Source organism: Solitalea canadensis DSM 3403, assembly GCF_000242635.2.
Lineage (GTDB): Bacteria > Bacteroidota > Bacteroidia > Sphingobacteriales > Sphingobacteriaceae > Solitalea > Solitalea canadensis.
Window position 1 is genome coordinate 1,858,840 of the sequence record NC_017770.1, and the last position, 20,275, is coordinate 1,879,114.

A 20,275-nucleotide genomic window follows, 5' to 3' on the forward strand; every position below is an offset into this window, starting at 1 on the left:
CTGATAATTCAACCGGTAAGTAAGCAACGCATCCATTGCAATTAGGGCAATTGATGCGTTGCTTTTTGCATTGTAAAGGGTGTTAGTTAAATACCTCGAATTTATTAATGTAGTTGGTCATTGGTAAAAAAAAGTTCTATAATAGCAAAACCAAAACAAGTGCATCGCATTATCAGACAAGCCGCGAAACTGTAGAAATAAACAAAAGAATGAACGAATTAATTGCTTTTATAAATAATTTTCAAGAGCTAGATATAGAAACTGAAGAAGCCATCAAAAAGTACTTTGTTAAAGAAACCTTTAAGAAAAATGAATTTGTTGTGGAAGAAGGAAAGATATGTTCGAAAGTATGCTTTATTAAATCCGGATTAGTACGCAGATTCTATTTTGAGGACGGAGAAGATATAACCAAATGGATATATACCAACAATCAATTCATTATATCATTAAGTAGTTTTTTTGAGCAAAAACCTTCATTCGAATATTTTCAGGCTTGCGAAGAAACGGTCGTTTATTCATTGTCCTATTCGGATGAACAGATTTTATTGGAATACCCATTATTTTCAAAATTTCATATAAAACAACTTCGATTATACCTTTCTAAAATTAATGAGTTTCATCATTTGTATAAATTAATGAATGCTCAGGAAAAGTATTTGTATTTACTTCATTCATTTCCTCAAATTATACAAAAAGCAAAATTAAAGCATATTGCTTCCCTCATGGACATTAGTCAAGAAACTTTAAGCAGAATAAGAGCTTCAATTAATTGATTTTACATCAATAAAAATCACTTGTATTTTGTCAACTTTTGCCATCAGTTTAAACAAATGCAAAAGTGAAAAATACAGTAATCGGGAAAAAAGCTTTTATAGGTAAAAATGTACATATTGGCAATTTTACAACTATCGAAAATGATGTAGTCATTGGAGATAATACGTGGATTGGCAATAATGTTAATATTCTTGATGGCGCTAAAATCGGCGAAAATTGTCAGATACATTCCGGAGCTGTATTGTCAGGAATTCCGCAGGATTTAAAGTATAATGGCGAGGATACGACATTAGAAATCGGCAATAACAATATTATTCGAGAGTTTGTAACCATAAATAAAGGAACTATATCAAAACATAAGACCATTATAGGGGATAACAATTTGGTTATGGCCAATGCACATATTGGACATGATTGTGTAATAGGTGATAACACGATTATAGGATTTAGTGTTGGAATGGCTGGCGAAGTAATAGTGGGCAATTGGATTAATATAAGTGGATTAACAGCCATACATCAGTTTTCGGTTATTGGAGAGCATAGTATGATTAGCGGCATTAGTCGTGTTGTTAAAGATGTTCCTCCTTATGTAATGGCAGCTCGAGAACCATTGAGTTATGTGGGACTAAATACAATAGGTTTAAAAAGGAGAAAATTTGAGTCGGAGAAAATCAATGAGCTAAAAGAAATTTATCGAATTATTTTTCAGGAGAACAGGAACACTACACTTGCTTTAGGGTTAATAGAAAACAACTTCAAACCAACAAAAGAACGAGATATAATTATTCAATTTATAAAGCAATCTACAAGAGGAATTATAAAAGGGCGTGATGAATAAAATAGTAATAGCTAAAACAGTTATTCAACTTTTGGGGATGAGGAAATCTTCCAAATTCTTATTACAGGCTTTATAAGCAATGTAAACCTTCTGAATTATATGATTTAGAAGGTTCTTCATTTTTACCTACCTCTAAAATCAAAACAATCAAATTTCTGACGAGGATAAGTCAACTTATAAAGGGATTTTTTAACTAAAAGATTGATTAAAGTAAAAAGATAGTTTATCTTTGTTAGTGAATACTAACTAACTTAAAGTTTTAACGGAGCGTTTTTATGAACACATTTACGGAAAGACAGGTAGAGATTATGGAAGCAGCCTCTGTTCGAATTGATAAGTTTGGTATCCAAAGTTTAACTATCAAAAACCTTGCTTCCGATATTGGACTGTCGGAACCTGCTTTATATCGGCACTTTAATAGTAAAAATGACATTTTACTCGGGTTGTTGACCTATTTTATTGCTGAGATGAAAACCAGAATTGCCCTTGTCATTGCTAAACCTCATCAAACGGCAGGAGAGGAGTTAAGAGCGATATTTGACTCCCAGTTAAATACATTAATAAAAAAACCTGCTATTGTTAGCGTTATTTTCTCAGAAAGTATCTTTCATTTTGATGATGACTTGAGCAAAAAAGTAGCAGAAATTATGGAACTAATGCAAGGGCATATCAACCGCAATATCGAATCCGGACAAAAAGCCAGTAGTTATAGTAAGCTGATTAATGCTTCAACACTGACTACCATTATTTTAGGGAGTATACGACTAACGGTACTAAAATGGAAGCAGTCGGGACACAAGTCAGATCTGGTAAAAGAGGGAACAGAAGTATTAGCTGCAATATTGAAAATGATTGAAAACAATAAATAAACTACTAATTATGAATATGAAAAATGTACTCTTAATTGCTTTGAGCAGCCTTTTTATGCTAAGCTGCAATAATGGAACGAAAACGAAAGATACAGCAAATGAACAGGCTTCATCGCACAATCATGATTCAACTAGTCAATCTAATGCGCTGAAGATAGCACTTGATGGAGGGACAAAATGGATCGTTAATGAAGAAATGAAACCTTTTGTTTTAGCAGGTGAGGACCTGGTTAAACACTACCAATCAGAAAATAATACAGATTACAAATCGCTTGCAGAAAAACTGAAACTGCAAAATAACGGATTGATAAAAAGTTGTACAATGAGCGGTAAAAGTCATGATGAGTTACACAAATGGTTGCACCCACACCTGGAATTGGTAACTAAATTGGAAAAAGCAGAAAATGAAAAAGACTCCAATGCTATCATTTCTCAATTATTGGAATCCTATAAGACTTATCATGAGTATTTTCAATAAAAATAATTCATTACATATATAAAATTGCTGTTTGACTCTTAAGGAGAGGTTTTAGTCAGTCATATACCTGGGTAGTAAGTTGAAGAATACTCTTTTTGTGCTTTTAAAACCTATTTAATCTTAACTAATGAAGCTTTTTCAATTTATCTTATATGTCGCTGATCAAAATAGGAGTACCGATTTTTACCGTACACTTTTAGACCAAGAACCTTTATTGGAGGTACCCGGAATGACAGAGTTTGAATTGGCTCCATCCTTAAAACTGGGAATAATGCCAGAAAATGGTATTGCAAAAATTATAAGTGAAAAAGTGCCACATCCGGCAAACGGCAATGGAATCCCTCGTTGTGAAATCTATCTTGTGGTAGACGACCTTCTTCCTTATTATGAAAGAGCAAAACAATTAAATGCTATACTGGTAAGTGATATTTCGTTTAGAGATTGGGGACATAAGGCTTGTTATTTCGCCGATCCTGATGGCCATATTGTGGCATTCGCAGAAGAATTGTATTGAGGGATAATCTGGAAGCATAGATATGATATGAATCAAACGGGGACTACAACTACAATAAAGTATTGTTGAAGATTCTGCCAACCTAATGCAAGTAAAAAGCTCAATCATGAAAATGGTTGAGCTTTTTTGTTTTTTAGAGATTGTGAATAGTGGTTATTTGCAGGTATAATCTATTCTTTAACTATTGACAAATGTTAATAAGTTTAAATTTTTAAATTTTCTTATTTACTTAATAATTAACATTTTTGCTTTACAGTTTACCATTGTCTATGATAAATGATCAAATTTGATCTGCTAAGAATTCAATTAACTATTTCAATCTATATACGTTGAAAATAAAGATTCAATTCTTTTCTGGCCTTAATTTGCATTAGGGAAAATAACTATGAACTTTTTTAATTAATACATCTATCAATTATTTAATCTAAACAAATCAATCCCTTGGATGAGAATGAAAGCAACCAAATTTATAAGAACAGTTAAATTAATTATCGGAGTCACTATATTATTTATTAATTATAGTGTTAATGGACAAAATAACGAAAACCCTTTAGGGACATTGTTTAATAATATTCCTAATCCGCCCAATGTAGCGTCATTTGAAAAATTTACGAATATACCTATTACGTACGCTACGGGTATTCCACAGATAAACATTCCAATCTATCAGTATCAATCAAATAATGGTAATATTACTGTTAATGTTTCACTTGACTATCATGCAGGAGGAGTAAAGGTTGGAGAAAAATCAAGTAATATTGGCTTAGGTTGGTCTTTAAATACAGGAGGAGTGATAACCAGGACTGCTATGGGAAGAGATGATGATGTGGGAGGATATTGGTCTTTACCACTAATAGCAGACTATTATAATAATGTTCAATGTGATGTGGATTGTGAAAGTAATAAATTGTATAAATATAATAAAGGGCTTGAAGATTCTGAACCAGATGTTTTTTCATTTTCCTTTAATGGACGTAGCGGAAAGTTTGTTATAGGAAAGAACAATGAAGTGTTTCTCTTCCCTCAGCAAAATTTAGATATTCAATGTATTAAAAACGCAGGTGGAGTTATAAGTGGATTTAGTATTACCGATGAGAATGGAACAAAGTATTATTATTCTGAAAAAGACAATATTTCAGTTGATGCACGATTTACAACTAAATCATGGTATCTGACAAAAATAAGCTCAGTGCTCCAAACCGATTCAATTCTTTTTAAATATAAAAGGATAAGTCAATCATATGCCTTTGTTAAAGACCGTACAATATTTTTTGATTTCAATAATCAGAGGAGATCCGAAATTTTGTCAAAAATAAATGACAATAATAATTATGATTATACTTCAATGACCGTACCTGTTTTAGAGGAAATTGAATTTCCCAATGAAGTTACTGTAAAGGTATTATTTGCCGAAACGAATCGATGTGATATAAATGGCGATAAAGCGGTCTCATCTATTATGGTTAGATCTCAAGAAAATACGGTTTTTTATAATTTGATTCAGGATTATTTTCCTAAGAACTCTTTAACAGGTGAGTGCGGTACTAACACAGATGATCAAAAGGCATCTATCAGAATGATATTAAAAGAAGTTCGAAAGTCAACTAATAAAGGCTCTGAAAATCCTTATCAGTTTGAATATTATAATATTGATGAATTACCTTCTTCTCTTTCTCTTGCACAAGATCATTGGGGATATTATAACGGGGCAATAAATAATAAATCATTAGTGCCGAACTTATATGGGATGACAATGCCTAATGCTTTTAATATAGTAAATGCAGACAGAAGAGTTAATCCTGAATTTATTAGGTATGGATCCTTAAAGAAAATAATATACCCTACTGGTGGATATACAGAATTTGAATTAGAAGCTAATGATACTAAAATGGGTATTACAGTGCAAGAGAATCCAAATGCAGTCAAAAGATATGCAGGCGGATTAAGAGTAAAGAAAATTACCCAATATGATGGAGTAAATCATGCTAATGATTTAGTTAGAACTTATAATTATACGTATAGCGATGGCACATCTTCTGGAGTACTAATGGTACAACCAAATTATTCTGATGATTATAGTTATCAGGAGAATGGAAGTGGAAATTGTTTTGGCGAAACTAGTACTTCTATTACTGCTAATTTTACAATTATTAATAGTTCATCGATTTACAATTTAAGTACTTTTTTAGGAAGTCCAATATTTTATGAACAAGTTGAAGAAAATATAATAAATACAAGTAATCAATTGAATGGGAAAATTGAGAGACGATTTACATCTGTGAATGATTTATCAGCAATTAGCTTTCCTAGATTTATTCCTAATTTTCCATATAAACCGTTAGTCTTTCCCGATTGGAGTTTAGGATTATTAAAGAGCGAAACAATTTATAATTCTGAAGGTCAAAAAGTTAAAAAAATAGTCAATACATATAAACACTATGTAAACTCTATAAGTGATACAAAAAAAGAATATTTTAAAGGTGTTAAAGTTGCCTTGAAATCATATATGAAACAAGATCCAAGAGGTGGAGGCATTTGCATTTCCACAATTGATTTTCGAGTGCATACTTACTATCCGTTAACTGGTCGTGTAGAGAAAACTAGTGTAATTGATTCTAGCTTTACTAATCAAACTCCAATTACCACAGTTCAAAATTTTGATTATGAGAATGCTTTACATCAATTACCCACACGTATTACAAAAACAACAAGTAAAAATGAGTCAATAATAACTCAAAATAAATACCCACAAGATTTTGTTGATCTATCTAGCGGAGATGAATTAACAGATGGAATAAAAACACTTCTTAATAACCATGTCTACAATTCTCTGATTGAACAGAGTGTTTTTAATAAAGGTTTGACTAATGAGGAAAAGTTATTGTCATCGACATTTTTGCAATACAAATCTTCTTTGCCATTATTGGATAAATCATTTATAATTGACCTGGACAGACCATTAATAGATTTCCAGTCTTCCAAAACAATAGCAGGAAAAGTCATAAAAGATTTAAGGTACCAGGAAGCTGTTCATTATGAATTATACGACAGTAATGGAAATATAACTCAACAAAAAAAGAACAATGGAAGCCGAAGTAGTTTAATGTGGGACAAGAGATATTCCAATCCTGTTGTTATTGTAAATAATTCTCAATTGTCTGACGCAGATTATACAAGTTTTGAACCAGGGTTTAAAGGTAATTGGATTTACTCAGGTGAAGCTAATAAAGACACAATTGCCATTATGGGTGAATATTCTTTTAAGCTTAATGAGGCCAATATAGAAGGGCTTAGTAGGACTGGATTGGATATTAATAAAGTTTATGCAATATCCTATTGGTCAAGAAATCAAACACCTTTTTTTATTAACGGAATTATAGGTTCACCGGCTATTAAGAAAAATAGCAGAGGATGGAATTATTTTGAACATACAGTAACTGGTGTCAATAAAGTTAGTATTAAAGGTAATGGAGATATTGACGAGTTACGTTTGCATTCTTTTGATGCTCAAATGACTACTTTTTTCTATAAACCATTGTTAGGGATGATGTCAAATAACGATTCGAAAGGATTAATTAATTACTATCGTTACGATGAGTTATTCAGACTTCAAGCTATGAACAATCATCAAGGAGATTTGATCAAGTCTTTCTCTTATCATTATAAAGTAAATGAACCAGGAGTAGTTTTTTATAACACTAAAATTTCTCAATTTTTCACAAAAAATGATTGTGGGTCCAATTATACGGGATCAAGAATAGAATACAAAGTTTCAGAGGGCAAATATCAATCTTTTATTTCTCAGGAAGATGCTAACTCGCAAGCGTTAGCAGATATAGCAGCAAATGGACAGCAAAATGCAAATTACTTTGGAAGTTGTGATTGCTCTGGAATTTCTAGGAAAATAATTAATGGTAATTGTGAAATGGGAGTGAGGGTTGTTGTATCATCTGTTTATGATTCTTCGATAAAAAAATATAAGTGCACATATTATTTTTCATTCAGCGATGGCTCAAAAAGTGAAACTTTTGTTGATGAAAGTTTAAAGCCTTGTAGTTAAACATTTAACCTTTATTTATCTAAAATCATCTTGTAGTTGATTTCAAATAATGTTGTTTGAAATCAACCAAGGAACAAAGCAGAAATATCCTAAAAAAACAATGGATATCATTACCAAAACCCCAAACATTTACCTAAAAACGAATGATACAGCTTTTTAATAAAAGGATGCTACTGTTGGTGGTTTTCCTGAGCATAATTTGTGCAAGCGTATTTGCCCAGCAGGCTAGCGTGAGTTTATCCACTTATTCCGGACAGTCGGAAATTATGGCTACCCAAAGTGTTACTTTATTACCCGGAGTAAGCATTCCGTCAGGCAGTAATGTAAGGATTTACATCAGTGGAGCAGCTGCTTACTGTACACCTTTAGCTGCAGCACCGAGCACAAATCAGAATTACATTCTTACCAACACTATTAAAGTGCCGGGCATTATAGATGAAGCAGGTCTTGTCAACCGCAACACTTGTGAGATCAGCCAGACCATCCAATATTTTGACGGATTGGGTCGGCCGTTGCAAACGGTACAAACCAAGGGCAGTCCCTTGTTGAACGACATTGTCCAGCCGTTTGAGTACGATGCGTTTGGCAGGGAAGCTAAAAAGTATCTGCTATATGTAGGAGGCTCTAACGGAAGCTATAAGACCGATGCCTTAACTCCTGAGGCTGGAGTAAGCAAATTTTATAGCCTTACGAATCAGAATTATGCATCAACTGCTTACCCTTTCGCAGAAACCAAGTTTGAAGCCTCGCCTTTAAATCGAGTAGAACAACAAGGAGCAGTAGGAGAAGCCTGGCAGTTACTAAATGCTGGTATTAGCGAATCTGGGCATACGATAAAAACAGAATACGGCACCAATGTAGCCAATGAAGTAAAACTGTGGACGCTGAAAGCCGACGGAACCGGAGCTACTGCAACTTTCTATGAAGCCAATCAGTTGTATAAAACTACTCTTAAAGATGAAAACTGGATTGCGGCCGATGGAACAAAAGGTACAACAGAAGAGTTCAAGGACAAAGAGGGTAGAGTAGTACTTAAGCGCATCCTTGATGATGCAGGTACAGCATTATCAACTCAATATGTGTACGATGATTTTGGTAATCTACGGTACGTCATTCCTCCGGCAGTAACAGCCACTACCATCACGGAAAACGACGCCACCTTCAATGAACTGATCTATGCCTATCATTACGATGGTCGTCAGCGGATGGTGGAAAAGAAAATTCCTGCCAAAGGCTGGGAATTCATTGTGTACAACAAGCTGGATCAGGTGGTATTGACCCAGGATGCCGTTCAACGAGCTAAAGCGGCTGATGAATGGCTGTTTACCAAGTACGATGCATTGGGTAGAGTCATAATGACCGGTTTGTACAAAGACGGAGGTAATATTGCCGTGCTGACCAGCAATGTCAAGCGATTGGACCTGCAAACCCAGGTGGATGGCCAAGATCCAGCCAATTTATGGGAAACCCGCACGGCAGGCGATTATTCCAATAACAGTTTTCCAATATCTATTTCAGATACTTATACTGTTATCTATTACGATAACTATGCCTTTCCCGGTAATCCTTTTGGCGCGCCGACCGGAGGTCAAAGCCTGATGACCAGGAGCCTTTTGACGGGAACCAAGGTGAAAGTATTGGATGGCGGCAGTACCTATTTGTGGACGGTGAACTTCTACGATAATGAAGGCCGGGTGATTCAAAGCAAGAGCACCAATTACCTTTCAGGCCAGGATGTGGTGGATAACACCTATGATTTTCCGGGACAGCTTAAAATATCCAAGCGCATCCATACCGTTTCAGGCAAAGCACCGCTGGAGATCACCACTCGTTATGAGTATGATCACATGGGCAGACAAATCGATACTTATGAAAAGATCGGTAATGCGAGTGAAGTGTTACTGGCTTCCTACAAATACAATGAATTGGGTCAACAGATTAAAAAACAACTCCATTCGGAGAATAATGGAAGTTCATATTTGCAAGCAGTGGATTACGCCTATAACATTCGCGGTTGGTTGAAGAGCACTACTGCTCCGCAGTTTTCCATGAGCTTAAAGTACGATGATGCTACTGCAACAGCTTACAAGCAGTACAATGGCAATATTGGAGAGATGAACTACACGGGTCCCACCAGCGGAGTCAAAGGCTTCCAGTACAGTTATGATAAATTGAACCGTTTAACCAGTGCCGTTTCGACCAGTAACTTGCTGAATGAAAGCCTGACTTATGATGTAATGGGGAATATTCTGTCGCTGAACCGAACCGGAGCAGGTTATGGTAACACCACTTATGATTACGTAAAGAATGGTGTTAATAGTAACCAACTGCAAAGCACAGCGGGTAATATTGAATCTAACTACAGTTATGATGTAAACGGTAACCTACTTACCGATAGTAAGAAAGCAATTGCCTTAACCTATAATTATTTAAATCTGCCTAAAACAGTGGCTGTAAACGGAACCCCAAATGTTACGTATATTTACGACGCTGCAGGTAATAAACTACGTAAAACTATTATAGCGGAGGGAGGTCCAAAAAACACTGATTACGTAGCAGGTATTCAGTACAGGGATAATGGAACATTGGATTTTGTTCAGACTGAAGAAGGAAGAGCCATTTCAACAGGAGGTAGTTTTAAATATGAATATAATCTTTCCGACCATTTAGGAAATATAAGAGTATGTTTTGATAAAACAGGATTATTACAAGAAGATGAATATTATGCATTTGGGTTAAGAAAAAGTGTATTTAATGGATCAAGCAACTTATATTTATATAATGGTAAGGAATTACAAAGTGAGTTGGGTGAGTATGATTACGGCGCAAGGTTCTATAATCCGATATTAGGTAGGTGGAATGTAGTGGACCTGCTGGCAGAAAGTTATAACAATATATCTCCATATAATTATGTAGTTAATAATCCAATTAGTAATATCGATCCGGATGGAATGCGCGTAGTTGACAATGGAGATCGATACACAATTACAGGCGATGATGTATATTATTATTTGGGGGCTATTCAGCAGATTGCAGCGGGTAAAGGGAATAAAGCCAGCTTCAATAAGGCACTTTCAACTGCATCTCAACAGAATGAAGGAGAAGGGGGTAGTTTTGAGTATAACTTAGGGGGCGATGGAAATTATAGTAGCTCCATGCCGTTGCAACCAGATAATCGCAATTATCAAAGTAGCTGGCAATCCTTCAAGGATCAGATAAATTCTCAAAGAGATGCATTGATTGCATCAGAGTATTTTATTTATGGAAGCGTTGAGTTGTCAATGCTGTATATGGGAGGTGGTGGTGGATATTCGCGCACGTTATCAGCAGCAGGTATAAGAGAAAGTATTCCAGTTGCCGCTAAGACGGGAAGCACCGTAGCTAACCGCTTAGGACAATTAATGCATAAAGCATACAAAGCAGCAGATGTTTTGGAAGGAGTACGAATAAAAGAATTTAGGTTACCAAGTGGAAAACGCATAGATTTCATTGACTTCGAAAATAAAATTATTTATGAACTCAAACCCAATAATCCAAGAGCCATAAAGGAAGGATACAAGCAACTAGCAATGTATCTGCAAGAAGTGGAAAGCATTTACGGAAAAGGTTTCAAAACAATTTTAGATACATATTAAAATTAATATAATGGATTCAAAAATATTCAAAAAAACTGTTGCTAATTTTCTCATTGGAAAAGGTTTTTCGAAAAAAGGCAGTTATTATTATCTTTTTTTTAAAGATTTAGCAATTGTGGTTGGATTTCAAAAATCCAATTTTTCCAATGACTATTACATTAATATAGGATATGTTATTTCTGAACTAAATTCAAATCTTTTAACACCGAGAGATGTTGATGGGGATGTCAGAGCGAGATTTAGCGTGGAATTAGAAGGTAAAAAAGTTGATTCTTTTAACCTGGATAAGTTAACTGTTGATATGTTAATTAATGCCATAGACGAGAATATTAAACATTATGTTCTTGAAATTACTTCAATAGAAAAATTGAAGCTTCTTTTACAAGAAAATTCAATAATGTTATATCAAACTAAGTTGGCCGCAAAACAATTGTTAAAACTTGAATAAACGAGTTTCCGGAATATAGCATTATTAATGAATCGTACCCTTTGTTGTTGGCAGTCTTAGCCTAAGCGAGACTTTCAACAGCAAATAAAACCGAGGTCTCTGACCGGGATAAAGCATTAGCATTGAATCGTATAGTTGAGATAACGATTTTGTGCTTTTACCCAGTCAGAGACTTTATTGTATGTAATCTTAAGTGTCTCAGATTGAAACTACCAATTATATTTTAACCAAACGTTTTGGTCAAAGTAATTATTCTACCTCAGAATATAGAGATCAGAAAAGAGGAGATAAAGCTAATTTAATCTTAAGCATTATTTCAAATATAATTCATCTACTTAATTAATGATTATGAACAATTTGACAATTGTTACACTAGTTTTGGTAATACTGAGCGCAAGCTGTAAAAACAAGGATAGTGGTAAAAAATATTTTAATAAGGATGTTCAAAATAGTTATACCGAAAAACTAAATAGCTTTCCTAGATATTTAGTAAACTTTTTTCCATCTAAAATAGATGGGTTTATGGTATGTCTGAAACTAAAGATACCACCAATGAATGCATTTATTTTATGTATTATGATTTTAATAATAAAAAAAGTACTTCTATAGATTCTCTCTTCAGCTCCAAAGCAAAAGCAGTATATAATGCCATTGATACTAATATTATCTCAGTTAGAACTAAGTTACTGATTTGGGATGATCCCACTATGGAAATGTTTTACAATAATATTTTCATTAATGGTCGATATTATTATCCGGTTCCTTATTTTGAAAAAGACGATTATTCCAGCATTGGTATAAAGTCCGAAGATATTTATTCAAGTAAAACTCCTTGTGGTTTGACGAAGGATTTTACGATTTATGTATTGGATTCAAAACGAGGAAACTATTGGAAAGGTCTGAAGCCCTCGGAACATATGCCTAAAGATTGGAAAAATGGATTCTCAAAGGGGGTATGTGTTAATAATAAAAAGGGAATTGTTATTTATTGGTTTGTTATTTGGTAATTCTCTGTTCTTTGAAGAGTTAAGCATTAGCGTCACTTCAAAGTTTGAATAAAAAGAGGTTTTCAAACCTTTATAAAGACAAAACCCCAGTGTTGTTGAAAGTCTTAGCTAGTGAGACTTTCAACTTCAAATAAAGCGGAGGACTCCTATCTTTATTAATTGGTAAATTCAAAGAAAGACCTATTGGAGGAATCGGTGTTGGAGCAAGTATGGGAGGAAGTTTGGATCTGAATGCTGGAGGAACAGAAACAATGAATGTTGAAAATTTTGGAAAGAATACCGGTGGATACAGAATTGGGCAAGCAGGAATTATTCCTGATTTTGGTCAAATGAAAGGATACGGTTTTTCAGCAATGTATAGTTATGGAACTACTTGGGTATTTTAAGTAAATTTATAATGGAAATTAAATTGGAAAAAACCGATAAAATAATACTTTATAGTCTTTTTTCTATTCCAGCGATATTGCTCCTGATTTTTTTTGTCTGGTCAGTTAGTTCTAGCAAACCTGTGGAAGAGTTTAAAAAAGAAGATGATTTAAGAAAAGAATTTGTTGGTAGAGTAGATACTTTATACTTTGAAAAGCAAAATCATAATATTAAGATAGCGAAGTTAAGTAACGGATATAAATATCAGATTTTTAGAAGATGGGAAATTGAAATAGAAATAGGCGATTCTTTAGCAAAAGAAAAAGGATCTTTCTTTGTAAAAATTTATAAAAAAAATGGTCGTGTTATTACTTTAGATTATAGAGATACTTATTTAAAGAAGCAACCTATTCACCATTATTAAACGCAAAAAACATATCACGACGACGTGATTTTAGTTTGGTATACTGCAAAGAGTGGCTTTCCCTTGTTGTTGAAAGTCTTAGCCTAAGCGAGACTTTCAACAACAAAATAAAACAGAGGTCTCTGACCGGGATAAAGCATTTGCATTGAATCGTACATTTGAGATAACGATTTTGTGCTTTTACCCAGTCAGAGACTTTATTTATCTTTTCTGCAATCAATAAAACCATTATCAAATAGGATCTGCTGGTTTTATTCCTTCAGATACTTACAACCTTGTTGTTGAAAGTCTTAGCCCTAAGCGAAACTTTCAACTGACAGGAACCAAAGTAAAAGTATTGGATGGCGGCATACCTATTTGTGGACGGTGAACTTCTACGATAATGAAGGCCGGGTAATTCAAAGCAAGAGCACCAATTACCTTTCGGGCCAGGATGTGGTGGATAACACCTATGATTTTCCGGGACAGCTCCAACTATCCAAACGCACCCATACCGTTTCAGGGAAAGCACCGCTGGAGATCACCAGCCCTTATGAGTACGATCATATGGGTAGAAAGTTGAATACCTATGAGCAAATTGGAACAGGTAATACCGAGGTGTTACTAGCTTCCTACAAATACAATGAACTGGGCCAGCAGATTAAAAAACAACTGCATTCGGAGAACAATGGCGGCTCCTACCTGCAAGCAGTGGATTATGCCTACAACATCCGTGGCTGGTTAAAGAGCAGTACGGCTCCAAAGTTCTCCATGAGCTTAAAGTACGATGATGCTACTGCAACAGCTTACAAGCAGTACAATGGCAATATTGGAGAGATGAACTACACGGGTCCCACCAGCGGAGTCAAAGGCTTCCAGTACAGTTATGATAAATTGAACCGTTTAACCAGTGCCGTTTCTACCAGTAACTTGCTGAATGAAACCCTGACTTATGATGTAATGGGGAATATTTTGTCGCTGAACCGAACCGGAGCAGGTTATGGTAACACCACTTATGATTACGTAAAGAATGGCGTGAATGGCAATCAGCTGCAAAGCATAGCGGGTAATATTATAGCCAGCTATGGGTACGATGTAAACGGTAACTTGCTTACCGATAGTAAGAAAGGAATTACTTTAACCTATAATTACTTAAACCTGCCTAATACGGTGACTGGAACCCAAAATATCACCTATATTTACGATGCAGCGGGAAATAAACTGCGTAAGAGTGTTATAGTGGGGGGAGTTCCTAAAAACACCGACTATATAGCGGGTATTCAGTACAGGGATAATGGAACATTAGATTTTGTTCAGACTGAAGAAGGAAGAGCCATTTCAACAGGAGGTAGTTATAAATATGAATATAATCTTTCCGACCATTTAGGAAATGTAAGAGTAAGTTTTGATAAAACAGGATTGTTACAAGAGGATGAATACTATGCATTTGGGTTAAGAAAGAGTGTGTTTAACGGATCAAGTAACTTGTATTTATATAATGGTAAGGAATTACAAAGTGAGCTAAATCAATATGATTATGGGGCTCGGTTCTATGATCCGGTGTTGGGTAGGTGGAATGTTATCGATCCATTGGCCGAAAAAATGCGTAGGCATTCACCATATAACTATTGTTTTGATAATCCGATTCGCTTTATTGATCCAGATGGAAGGGCACCTTCTGGAGATTGGCCATTGTTGTCTGGCATTGTACAAAAAGCTAAGGAAGTAATAAGTAAAATTCCTACTATTAAATTAGAAGTTACACAGACGGTGGGTCCCCAGGTAGGATTTAAACTAGGAAAAGTAGCGGATGTTGATTTTAGTCCAGCGAGTATAAAAATTTCTTCAACAACAGTAAAATTGGAAAAAGGAAAATTAGGATCAGAAACAAAACATGGATTTGCAGAAACAAAAAATGGGGCAACAATAATGGATAAATCATCGGTTAAGAATACTGGAATAGAGATGGAGAATAAGATGGGATTAACAGTTGGTGGATTTGGAGGAGAGTTTGGACAATCCATGAAAATACTTAGCTTAGGGAACGACAATGAGTCTATGCAATACACAGATTATAAAAAATTTGTAAAAACGACAGGAACGGAAGGTGAACTTGGAGTTACGGTTTCGAAAGAAACAAGTAGGTATGGCACAGTTCAACGTAAGGTTGAGAGCGGGTTTACTGTCGGAGGGAAATTTATATATGGGGTTGAAATGAAATTAACAATGGAGCAAGTAAAATGAAAATAACCCTACAGAAAAATAAGTCCCTAATTAAGAAAGTATTAGTTCTTTTCATGGGGGCTGTTGCATTTGCATTAGTCACAAAGTTTATTATTAAATCTACGGAGCCGGATTTTTTAGATGTTTTATTGGAAGATTTCAAAAAAGATAGTTTACTAAACGACAAAATTGGAGGCTATCGATCTTATGAAGTTAACTACAATGATTACGAGGCCAAATCAGACTCTATGAATTTTAAAATTGTGATTTATGGCAAAAACAAGAAATATATCCATTATGGGAAAGCAATAAAAAATAAGAAAAAAAGCTGGATGTTGAAAAGTATAACAGATTCTATAATAGAATACTGATATAGTACTAAAGCACTGATCATTTGTTCTTTGCAGTGTTTAGTCTTGATACCAATCTGGACCACTTCAAAGTTCAAATGATTACTTGAGCATATAAGCTCCGCTAAAGCAAGAAGAATTTTAGTGTTAAAATAGGGGCGGATATCAAATTAATACGTAAAGAGCTGAATATGGAATATCTCAGTGGGCAGAATTACGTATTACGTTTTTTTTCGACAACTCGCCTTGTTGTTGAAAGTCTTAGCCTAGGCGAGACTTTCAACTGCAAATAAGTGTCTTGTCCTGAAATGAGTTTACACAAGAAGTAAACAAATGACAGCAAAAAAGAAAAGAGCAAGTCAACATTATTCCGAGGAATTCAAGCGCAGTGTGATAGAAGAGTATTTAAGCACTGGTAGTAGCAAGATGTCGTTGTTGAGAAAATATGACATCAGAATGAAGAGTGGGATTCAAAGATGGATGAAGCAATTAGGGTATTTGGATATTCATCAAAAAACAAGAGATTTGCCACCTTCTATTATTCCACCCTTGGCATTAAAAAAGACAGACAAACAGGAATCAGCCACCAATCAGGCATTAGAACAGCGCATCAAAGAGCTGGAACGCTTGCTGGAAGATGAACAGCTTCGCTCGGAGGCCTATGGGCGAATGATTGCTATTGCCGAACAGGAGTATAAGATTCCCATTCGAAAAAAGTCCAATACCAAGTAATCCATGAAATGAAAGACGATTACGCCAGGGTAAGCCTTGTGCGTTTATGTCGATTACTTGGCATTACCCCCGTCAGGCTTATTACCAGCATTGCTGGCAACAAGAAGCCTGCGGGATTGAAGAACGCCTTGTTTTGTCCACCATTTCAGCTATCCGTAAAGATCATCGTGTTATGGGAGGAAGAAAGCTGTATGAAAAATTACATCCCTTTTTGCTTGAGCATCAGATTAAAATGGGAAGAGATGCCCTGTTTGATCTTTTAGCAGCCAATGGCTTACTGGTAAAAAAGAAACGCAGGCGGTTTATGACCACTTTTTCAAATCACTGGCTAAGAAAATGGCCTAACCTTATTCGGAACCTGAACGTAAATCGTATTAATCAGCTATGGGTTAGCGATATCACGTATTTTAAAGTAGCAAACAGCTACGTATACATCAGTTTAATTACAGATGCGTATTCTCATAAAATAGTGGGTTATTCTAATAAGGCTAATCAACAAAATGTTATTGATAGAATACTAAGTATATATGAATAAATTATTTAAAGTAAGATTTCCAACAGGATATCAAATTAAGAATATTTTTGATGATAATATTGATATTCAAATTATAAAAATGGATGGAAAAGTTTTTTTTGCAACATTCTTTACATTAGATAATATCAATTCTTTAATGTTAAAAGAAAATATCGATTATTTCTGGGCAGATAGTATGGTAGTTGTAAGAGACTTAAGGAAAGAATCTATTCAAATAGCTATAAGTGAAATATTGAATAAAGGCAATGAAGGTATATTTTTTTCAGAAATAGGTACCATTGAATCCATTTATAGTTTTAAAGGGCTTAAAACTTATGATGAAGTGGTTGATATGTTATAGTCAAATCGAAGTATCATTTCGGACTTTAAATGAAACATTTCGTGGTTCGATGAGTTAAGCGTAGCTCTTCTGATTTCAAGTAACACCCTGTTGATTGAAGTCTTCTTTGGAGCCTTTAGTAGATAATGCATTTACCTCAAAAAAAGCATTTTGAGGAAGGAGTAAAATATGTAAAATAATAATCTGTTAAAAAACTTTCAAGTGTAAAATAGACTGCGATATAGCAGAATTATGACGAACAGAACCACATGCAAAGTGTGGTTCTGTTGTTTTATGTAATTATCATTAATCAAAAGTTTGAAATCTTTAATAATTCACTAATTGATCAGAATCAAGAAATTTCATGAAAATCTATCAAAAACTATCCCCTTAGAGGAGTAGAATGAGCAGGCAAGCATACTTGAAGATTAGAGATGAAAGCGGCTTAAATGCACTAAAATTCTCATTTTTACTCAAAAAGTAAACGGACATTTATAGTCTGATTTTTTCCCAATGTTGTTGAAAGTCTTAGCCTAAGCGAGACTTTCAACTGCAAATAAATTAGAGGTCTCTGACCGGGATAAAGCATTAGCATTGAATCGTATAGTTGAGATAACGATTTTGTGCTTTTACCCAGTCAGAGACTTTATTTATCTTTTCTGCAATCAATAAAACCATTATCAAATAGGATCTGCTGGTTTTATTCCTTCAGATACTTACAACCTTGTTGTTGAAAGTCTTAGCCCTAAGCGAAACTTTCAACTGACCGGAACCAAGGTAAAAGTATTGGATGGCGGCAGTACCTATTTATGGACAGTGAACTTCTACGATAATGAAGGCAGGGTGATTCAAAGCAAGAGCACCAATTACCTTTCAGGCCAGGATGTGGTGGAAAACACCTATGATTTTCCGGGACAGCTTAAAATATCTAAGCGCACCCATACCGTTTCAGGGAAAGCACCGCTGGAGATCACTACTCGTTATGAGTACGATCATATGGGCAGACGAATCGATGCCTATGAAAAGATCGGTAGTGGGAGCGAAGTGCTGTTAGCTTCCTACAAATACAATGAACTGGGCCAGCAGATCAAAAAACAACTGCATTCGGAAAACAATGGCAGCTCATACCTGCAAGCAGTGGATTATGCCTACAACATCCGTGGCTGGTTAAAGAGCAGTACGGCTCCAAAGTTCTCCATGAGCCTGAAATACGAGGATGCTACAACAGCCTACAAACAATACAATGGCAATATTGGGGAGATGAACTATACTGGGCCAAGCAGCGGAGCCAAAAGCTTCCAGTACAGTTACGATAAACTGAACCGTTTAACCAGCGCCGTTTCTACCAGTAACTTGCTGAATGAAAGCCTGACGTATGATGTAATGGGGAATATCCTATCCCTTAACCGGACAGGAACAGGTTATGGCAATACCACTTATGATTACGTAAAGAACGGCGTGAATGGCAATCAGCTGCAAAGCACAGCGGGCAATATTATAGCCAGCTATGGGTACGATGTAAACGGTAACCTACTTACCGATAGTAAGAAAGGAATTACCTTAACCTATAATTACTTAAACCTGCCTAATACGGTGGCAGTAAACGGAACCCCAAGTATTACGTATATTTACGACGCGACGGGACGCAAGCTTCGTCGGATTGAAGGAGGGAAGAATAATGATTATGTAGATGGCATACATTATGAGCAAAGTGGTACCTTAGCTTTCATTCAAACAGAAGAAGGCAGGGCCATCCCTAATGTAAGTTCTTATATTTATGAGTACAACCTGAGTGATCATTTGGGTAATGTAAGGGTGAGTTTGGATAAAGATCCCACTGGTATAGCACGAGTGATTCAGGAGGATGAATATTATGCATTTGGGTTGCGTAAAGGTATTACCAGCAGTTCCAATAACCGTTACCTGTACAATGGTAAAGAACTGCAGGAAGGTTTAAGTCAATATGATTACGGAGCCAGGTTCTATGATCCGGTGCTGGGTAGGTGGCATGTGATTGATCCGCTGGCAGACAAGATGCGCAGGCATTCGCCATACAATTACGCTTTTGACAATCCTATACGTTTTATTGATCCCGATGGGATGGCGCCAGCAGTTGGGGGACCAGGAGGACCATTTACACCAATTGGTAATGGTGATCAAATTGGATTGATACGAAATTCAACAGAAGGAGAAAGAGAGTTTTATCCAGTTGGAGCATCATTCAAGGACGCCTTACACTTTATTGCTACATCTTTAGGGATGAATGCTCTTGATAATGGAGTAGCAACAGTAACTTCCCCAGAAGCAAGCACAAGCGATAAAGTAATCGCTGTAGCAGAGGCTGTTGTTGCTGGAGCAGGATTGGAACAGCCGGGTGCAGGTAAAGGGACAAAGACATACCAAACTTATACAAAAGCATCCCCGATTCCGGGAGAGCCTCCATATGTTGGAAGAACAAGTGGAGAAGGAACTCCTTTAGAAAATATAGCTAAAAGAGACGTTAGTCATCACATGAATGAACAGGGGTTCGGTCCCGCTGAATTAGATATGTCATCAACTGATAAAAATGCAATACGAGGCCGAGAGCAACAACAGATAGATAATAGTGGCGGTGCTAAATCAAAAAAAGGAACATCTTCGAACGCCATCCAAGGGATTAGTGATAAAAACCCCAAAAAAGAAATCTATATGCAAGCGTTACAGAAGCTGTTAGGATTATAAGAT

General features: G+C 35.5%; 17 protein-coding genes. All 17 read left to right on the forward strand.

Annotation, left to right across the window (positions count from 1 at the left end; all coding sequences use genetic code 11):
- Positions 1-209: 209 nt before the first annotated feature.
- The 17 genes from SOLCA_RS07500 to SOLCA_RS07580 all read left to right on the forward strand — a co-directional run bounded on the left by SOLCA_RS07500 (position 210) and on the right by SOLCA_RS07580 (position 20,272).
- A complete protein-coding gene (locus tag SOLCA_RS07500) occupies positions 210-773 on the forward strand; it encodes a Crp/Fnr family transcriptional regulator (RefSeq protein WP_157604528.1) in 564 nt (187 codons plus the stop codon).
- Positions 774-838: 65 nt separating this feature from the next.
- A complete protein-coding gene (gene lpxA, locus SOLCA_RS07505; protein WP_014679842.1) occupies positions 839-1,612 on the forward strand; it encodes an acyl-ACP--UDP-N-acetylglucosamine O-acyltransferase in 774 nt (257 codons plus the stop codon).
- A gap of 275 nt (positions 1,613-1,887) precedes the next feature.
- Positions 1,888-2,481 (forward strand): TetR/AcrR family transcriptional regulator, encoded by a 594-nt coding sequence (locus SOLCA_RS07510; RefSeq protein ID WP_014679843.1) that lies wholly within the window; start codon positions 1,888-1,890, stop codon positions 2,479-2,481.
- A 16-nt stretch (positions 2,482-2,497) separates the two neighbouring features.
- Entirely contained in the window at positions 2,498-2,959 is a 462-nt protein-coding gene (locus tag SOLCA_RS07515) for a hypothetical protein (RefSeq protein ID WP_157604529.1), read from the forward strand.
- A 127-nt stretch (positions 2,960-3,086) separates the two neighbouring features.
- A complete protein-coding gene (locus tag SOLCA_RS07520; RefSeq protein ID WP_014679845.1) occupies positions 3,087-3,473 on the forward strand; it encodes a VOC family protein in 387 nt (128 codons plus the stop codon).
- 451 nt (positions 3,474-3,924) lie between these two features.
- Positions 3,925-7,533, forward strand: a complete 3,609-nt coding sequence (locus SOLCA_RS07525) for a DUF5977 domain-containing protein (RefSeq protein WP_014679846.1) — start codon at positions 3,925-3,927, stop codon at positions 7,531-7,533.
- 143 nt (positions 7,534-7,676) lie between these two features.
- On the forward strand, positions 7,677-11,168 hold the full coding sequence (locus SOLCA_RS07530; protein WP_014679847.1) for a DUF6443 domain-containing protein: 3,492 nt from the start codon (positions 7,677-7,679) through the stop codon (positions 11,166-11,168).
- 10 nt (positions 11,169-11,178) lie between these two features.
- A complete protein-coding gene (locus SOLCA_RS07535; protein ID WP_014679848.1) occupies positions 11,179-11,616 on the forward strand; it encodes a DUF4304 domain-containing protein in 438 nt (145 codons plus the stop codon).
- Between the two features lie 527 nt (positions 11,617-12,143).
- Positions 12,144-12,623, forward strand: coding sequence for a hypothetical protein (locus SOLCA_RS07545; RefSeq protein ID WP_157604530.1), 480 nt, complete (start codon positions 12,144-12,146; stop codon positions 12,621-12,623).
- Between the two features lie 209 nt (positions 12,624-12,832).
- A complete protein-coding gene (locus tag SOLCA_RS23105; RefSeq protein WP_014679851.1) occupies positions 12,833-13,009 on the forward strand; it encodes a hypothetical protein in 177 nt (58 codons plus the stop codon).
- A gap of 11 nt (positions 13,010-13,020) precedes the next feature.
- Positions 13,021-13,413 carry a hypothetical protein gene (locus tag SOLCA_RS07550; protein WP_014679852.1) on the forward strand — a complete coding sequence of 131 codons (393 nt, stop codon included), beginning with the start codon at positions 13,021-13,023 and terminating at the stop codon, positions 13,411-13,413.
- A 366-nt stretch (positions 13,414-13,779) separates the two neighbouring features.
- A complete protein-coding gene (locus SOLCA_RS07555; protein ID WP_014679853.1) occupies positions 13,780-15,636 on the forward strand; it encodes an RHS repeat domain-containing protein in 1,857 nt (618 codons plus the stop codon).
- The gene (locus tag SOLCA_RS07560; RefSeq protein ID WP_014679854.1) at positions 15,633-15,986 is read left to right on the forward strand and encodes a hypothetical protein; all 354 of its coding nucleotides are present in this window, start codon (positions 15,633-15,635) and stop codon (positions 15,984-15,986) included. The genes SOLCA_RS07555 and SOLCA_RS07560 overlap by 4 nt, the downstream gene beginning before the upstream one ends.
- Positions 15,987-16,298: 312 nt before the next feature.
- Entirely contained in the window at positions 16,299-16,697 is a 399-nt protein-coding gene (locus tag SOLCA_RS07565; protein ID WP_014679855.1) for a transposase, read from the forward strand.
- A gap of 46 nt (positions 16,698-16,743) precedes the next feature.
- Complete coding sequence (locus SOLCA_RS07570; RefSeq protein WP_014679856.1) at positions 16,744-17,232, forward strand: hypothetical protein; 489 nt, start codon at positions 16,744-16,746, stop codon at positions 17,230-17,232.
- Entirely contained in the window at positions 17,225-17,572 is a 348-nt protein-coding gene (locus SOLCA_RS07575; protein WP_014679857.1) for a hypothetical protein, read from the forward strand. Before SOLCA_RS07570 ends, SOLCA_RS07575 begins: the two co-directional genes overlap by 8 nt.
- Positions 17,573-18,367: 795 nt before the next feature.
- Complete coding sequence (locus SOLCA_RS07580; RefSeq protein ID WP_052308564.1) at positions 18,368-20,272, forward strand: RHS repeat domain-containing protein; 1,905 nt, start codon at positions 18,368-18,370, stop codon at positions 20,270-20,272.
- Positions 20,273-20,275 lie beyond the last annotated feature (3 nt).